We start from the raw sequence: 5,187 nt of genomic DNA on the forward strand, positions 1-5,187 counted from the left end.
AGGGAGCACGGTGTACTCGCTGAAGGTCGAGCAGCCCATGTAGTGGTGCAGCATCTTGCCGTCCACGGAGAAGCGCGAGGTGCCGTCGGGCATCAGCCCCTGGCCCTGGGTGGCGCGCACCGCACTGCACAGGTTGGTCTTGCCCGACAGGCAGAACTTGCACTGTCCGCACTCGGCGGTATACAGCGGGATCACATGGTCGCCGGGCCTGAGGCTCGCGACCCCCTCGCCGACCTCCTCGACGATACCGGCGCCCTCATGGCCGAGCACCGAGGGAAAAAGGCCTTCCGGGTCGGCCCCGGACAGGGTATAGGCGTCGGTATGGCAGACGCTGGTGGCCTTGATCTGGACCAGTACCTCGCCGGCCTTGGGACCCTCGACGTCGATCTCGGTGAGTTCCAGTGGCTTGCCGGCTTCCCAGGCGATCGCGGCACGTGACTTCATACGGCGTCCTCCTATTGTTGTTGTCGTTCTTGTTGTTTGTTGTCGTTCTTGTTGTTTGTTGTCGTTGGTGGTGATGCCGCTGGGTCGCATGACCTCAGCGTCGGCACGATGGCTATCCGCCACCGCCGACGTCGGTTGCTGTCTCTAGTCTAGGTGAGCCGGGAGATGTCGACTTTGCGGCTGGGGAAGAACGCTATTGCTCACTGGCAACAATCCTGGGCATTTATTTGCCCCGCATGTCCCAGCCTGGCCGACCTCGGTGGTTCTCAGAGTGATGGCGCATGGGCCCACCACTGTCCCGGCAGCGCGCCTGTGACCAGGGCGTTGGCCAGGTCTCTCAACTGGTCGGGGGTCAAGGCCGCCAGCGCCTCCCGCTGGGATTCCCAAGGCGCCAGTTGTCCCTTCTGGCGGCGCAAGGCCTGCCAGGTTCCCGACAAGGCCTCGGTGTTGGTTTCCGGCGCCCCCCAAGCGGCAGCCAGGCTGGCGCGTCGATGTGAGAAGGTAGTGTTATCCAGCTGTGCCAGTGCCACGCCTTGCGATGCCAGGAAGTCGCACACTGCCTGGCGCAGGGTCGCGACATCGGCATGGGGCGATTGCACCACATAGCCCAGGCGTGGCCAGCCATCGGCCTCGCGATAGCGCACCGCCGCCGCATAGCCCAGCCCTTGACGCTGACGTAACCCTTGTTGGAAGGCCGCATCGTGGCACTGGGCCAGGAGCTGAAAGAGCGCACTGCTCGCCGCGCTGTCGTCGGGGGCGTCGACCTGCAGCATCAGTGCCTGATCATCGCCTTGGGGCGTGAGCCACTGGATAGGCCAATCGGTGATATCGCCGGCTGCCGGCAACGCATGAGGGAGAGGGGATGGCGCCGCCGCTTGGGCTTCGGGGAGCGTGCTCGGAAGGCTGTCGATCAGCCGTCGACAACGGGTCCTGGCCTCGGCGGCGCTCAAGCTGCCACCAGCCCAGACCAGAAGGCGCCGGTCGCCGGTGTGAACGGGTGGTGGTTGGCTTTCCAGGCGCGCCAGCAGGCGTTGGGCCAGCAGTCCGTCCGGCGTCGGTGCTGCCGTTTCGGCGACATCGTGAGGGTGCCAGGCGGCCAACGCCTGGGCGAGACAGGATTCGAGCCGCGAGGCTTCACCCCGGCCCAGCAGCCAGTCGCCGCGGCCATCGCTGCCCAGCGTCAGGACCAGACCATGGGCAGCGGCGGCTTGGCGCAGGGCCAGCGTGCGTTGTTTCCAGCGTGTCAGTCGTGTGGGCTGTCCGGCCACCGGCGCCGGCCATGCCAGGCCCAGGAAGGCGTCGGCGAGTGGCGGCCCACCCCCCCACCATAGGGCGAGTGTGTCGCTATCCTCGATAAGGCCCGGAATCGGTGGGCTGCTGTCGCTCAGCAGGCCGCGATACTCGATGGATGGCGGCGCGCGACATGGCCAGGCTCGGGCAGAAACGCCGTTCAGGTGGCAATGGCGAAAAGGGGTACGGGTTTCCGCCACGATGTCGTTCATCGCCGTCGAGACGGGTGACTGTTCGAGCACCCGGCAGGGCTCGGTTGTCAGCCAGGACGCCAGTTCGTTGACGTCCTCGGCATTCGGACCCTCGGTCGGGGAGCGCGGGACGGCTGACTGGCCGGCGGCCAGGCGACGGGCCAGTGCCTTGGGCCAGTCGTCGAGATCGTGGTCAGGCGTGGAGGGAGGCGCAACGGATAACCTATCGGTGGCGAGATGCGTGGCCAGGCATTGCATGCGCGCCTGACAGGTGGCCAGGACGGTCTCGACTCGCTGGTGTCCGGCTGGCGTCAGCTCCAGCGATAGCAACAGGGCGGCAGGGTCGGCATCCGGTACCAGGCTGGCGGTGAGGTCGGTAATCGCCTCATGGCACTGCAGAGTGGCAGCCAGTTCCCCATCGCACAGGGCGTGGACCAAGTGCTCGCATGCCTGCCGCTGCATCGCTGTCAACATGACAGGTAGCGGCCACAGCAGTTCCAGGGTCGGCGTGGTCGGCCCATGACCATCGGCTAGGCACCACTGCACCCGGGCCGGCGGTGCCCAGCGCCAGGTGCGCTTGGGCAGGTGGCCACCACCGGCGGGAATCGAAGCCGCGGCCACCGCCAGTTGGTCGAGCTGGCGCTCGAGCGGCTGGGGGCCAAGCATCACCAGGCTCAGGCGCTCGGCGCGGTAATGGGTGTCGTGGAAGCCGCTCAGGGCCGCGTGCAGCCGATCGATGTCGGCACCGAGACTCTGGCGATGGCCATGATGGCAGTGACGGGCGGGATGCGAGGGAAGGTAAAGCCGCGACAGAGCGGCCTGACGATGCAGCGCCGGGTCGGCGAGGCGGGCCTGGAACTCGGCCTCGATGACCTCGACCTCGCGAGCGATCCTGTCCCGCGCCAGCTGTGGCCGGACCACGATATCCAGCAGGCGCTCGAGTCCCGCTGCGGCGGCCACGGGGGGCAGCGTCAGGTGGACATCGGTGACGGTTTCGTCGGTGTGGGCGTTGTAGCGCCCACCCTGATCGCCGATCCAGGCGGCGAAGTCACCGAGGTGGGGGTGGCAAGCCGACCCCAGGAACAGGGTGTGCTCGAGCAGGTGGGCCAGGCCGGGCAGGGTCGCGGGTTCATCGAGATAGCCGACCCCGGCCGCGGCGACCAGGCGCACCTGACGCGCCGTGGGAACCTCGATGGCCAGGATGCGCGCACCATTGACGAGACGGCGCTCGGCGAGGCGACTGCCTGCCGGCAGGCCCCACGGTGGGTGGTGAATGGCCTCGCTGGCCGCGGTCATGACGTGTCCCCACCGTGGGCAGCGAAGAAGGCCAGCTCGCGGGCGATCAGGCGTCGTCGATTGGCCGGATGACGGATGCCATGGCCTTCGTCGGGAAACAGCACCACTTCCGCCTCGAGCCCTTGTCGGCGCAAGGCGGCGGCCATGGACAGCGTCTGGTCGGGGAGTACCACCGCATCCCGGGCTCCCTGGAAGAAGATCACCGGAGCGGCGAAATCGCCGAGCCGGTTGACTGGGCTCGCCTCGTGCTTGGCCTCGTCGTCGCCCAATAGCCAATCGAGATAGCCCGACTCGAAGCGATGGGTCTGGGACGCCAGGCGCAGCGCATCGGTGACCCCGTAGAGGCTGGCACCGGCGCGAAAGCGTCGTGTGCTGGCCAGGGTATTGAGTACCGTGAAGCCACCGGCACTCTGGCCGCGCAGGAACAGGCGCTGCGGGTCTGCCCAGCGGCGGGCTACCAGTTCGTCGGCCATGACCGTGGCATCCTCGACATCGAGCCGGCCCCACTGGCCGGCGAGGCGCTCGCGAAAGGCGCGCCCAAAGTTGCCGCTACCGCGTGGGTTGAGGTCCGCCACGGCGTAGCCCTGGTGGGTCCACCAGCGAACCAGCGGGTCGAACACCGGGTAGCTGGCCGCCGTGGGGCCGCCGTGCACACGCATGATCAGCGGCGGCAGAGTGCCCGCGGCGGTCGCAGGCAGGTAGACGAAGGCAGTGACATGCTCGCCGTCGGATAAGGGGACACTGACGTAGGTCGGCGAAGGGAGATCGTCGGGGGTGGGCAGGGCGAACAACGTTTCCTGGTGACCATCGTCCAGGCGCACGCGGGCGAGCCGGGCCGCATGACTGGGGCCCTGGGTGATGGCATACAGCCAGCCGTCGGCCATGGCCAGGCCAATCACGCGCGTCGCATCGGGCAGCAGCCGGCGGTGTTCCCGTCCCTGACCATCGACCTGCAACACCCCTGCACTACCTTCGTGGAAGCGCATCAGCAGGCCAGTATGCCGGTGCGGCCACAGGTGATGGCATTCGCCGAGTTGCCAGGGCGTGGATACGTGATCGGCGGGATGATCGCCGAGTGGCTGGGCGGCGTCGCCGTTGATGCGGTAGGGCTGCCACCAGCCGCGGTGGTCGCTGATGACGATCAAGCTGCCGTCATCGGCGAAACAAGGCTGGGTCACCGCACCACCGCCGTCCCAGACGCGGCGGCGCTCGATGTGGCCGTCAGGATCGAGATCGGCGATGACGAGATGCGCGCGTTGCCAGGGCATGTGAGGCAACGCCCACTCCACCCAGGCCAGTCGCTGGCCATCCGGCGAGAGTGCCGGAGCGTCATAGAAGTCGGCGCCTTCGGCAAGCACGACACGGCCGTCATCGTGCAGCGCGACCAGGCATTGCGTCGCCTGCCGCGCGCTGCCCTTTTCCTCGACGGCCAGCAGGCGACGGCGCTGCGGGTCGGCCACCAGGCCGCCGTAGCGGGTATCGGGTTGCGACCACCAGGGCTGGGCGTCACCCCCCGTCAGGGGCTGGCGGTACAGCATCTGGTGATCACCGGCGACGAAGGTCACCGTGTCGCCGAGGCATGCATGCGTGCCGCCACCATAGCCATTGACGCGGCTGGTCACGTCCAGCTCGGGCGGTGTCAGCGGGCGGGCGCGATCGCCCACCCAGTGCCATAGTTGCCGGCTGCCGGTAGCAGGGTCGGCAGCCAGCCAGAAGACTCCCGCTGCGTTGGCTCGCAGATCGCCGAGCCCGTCGGCGGGAAGGGCGGCCTGGCGCAGACCACCATCGATATCCGGGAGAACCGATTCATTCATGCGCGGCAGAACACCCTCGATTCGCGGGTGTTGCGTGGCGTCAGTTCATGGACCGAGCGCCGGTCGGCGGCGGCTTCCTCGCGGGCGGCCTCGATCAGGTGGTGATCGGGCGACAGCGCGCAGACCGGGTCGGTGGCCGTGGGGTCGCCGGT

The 5,187-nt window shown here is 68.1% G+C and carries 3 protein-coding genes; all 3 read right to left on the reverse strand.

Going from position 1 to position 5,187, the window contains the following annotated elements:
• The coding region (locus tag ACFOEV_RS15645; protein ID WP_386775581.1) for an alcohol dehydrogenase catalytic domain-containing protein at nucleotides 1-444 on the reverse strand (444 nt) is incomplete at its 3' end.
• A gap of 266 nt (nucleotides 445-710) precedes the next feature.
• Nucleotides 711-3,221 carry an insulinase family protein gene (locus ACFOEV_RS15650; RefSeq protein ID WP_386775583.1) on the reverse strand — a complete coding sequence of 837 codons (2,511 nt, stop codon included), beginning with the start codon at nucleotides 3,219-3,221 and terminating at the stop codon, nucleotides 711-713.
• Entirely contained in the window at nucleotides 3,218-5,035 is a 1,818-nt protein-coding gene (locus ACFOEV_RS15655; protein ID WP_386775585.1) for a S9 family peptidase, read from the reverse strand. The genes ACFOEV_RS15650 and ACFOEV_RS15655 overlap by 4 nt, the downstream gene beginning before the upstream one ends.
• Between the last annotated feature and the right edge of the window lie 152 nt (nucleotides 5,036-5,187).

It is taken from the genome of Litchfieldella rifensis (genome assembly GCF_042646605.1).
In the GTDB taxonomy this organism is placed as follows: domain Bacteria; phylum Pseudomonadota; class Gammaproteobacteria; order Pseudomonadales; family Halomonadaceae; genus Litchfieldella; species Litchfieldella rifensis.

Coding starts and splice junctions, on each gene's coding strand:
- ACFOEV_RS15650 (WP_386775583.1), bottom strand. CDS start 3,221: ATGACCGCGGCCAGCGAGGCCATTCACCACCCACCGTGGGGCCTGCCG.
- ACFOEV_RS15655 (WP_386775585.1), bottom strand. CDS start 5,035: ATGAATGAATCGGTTCTCCCGGATATCGATGGTGGTCTGCGCCAGGCC.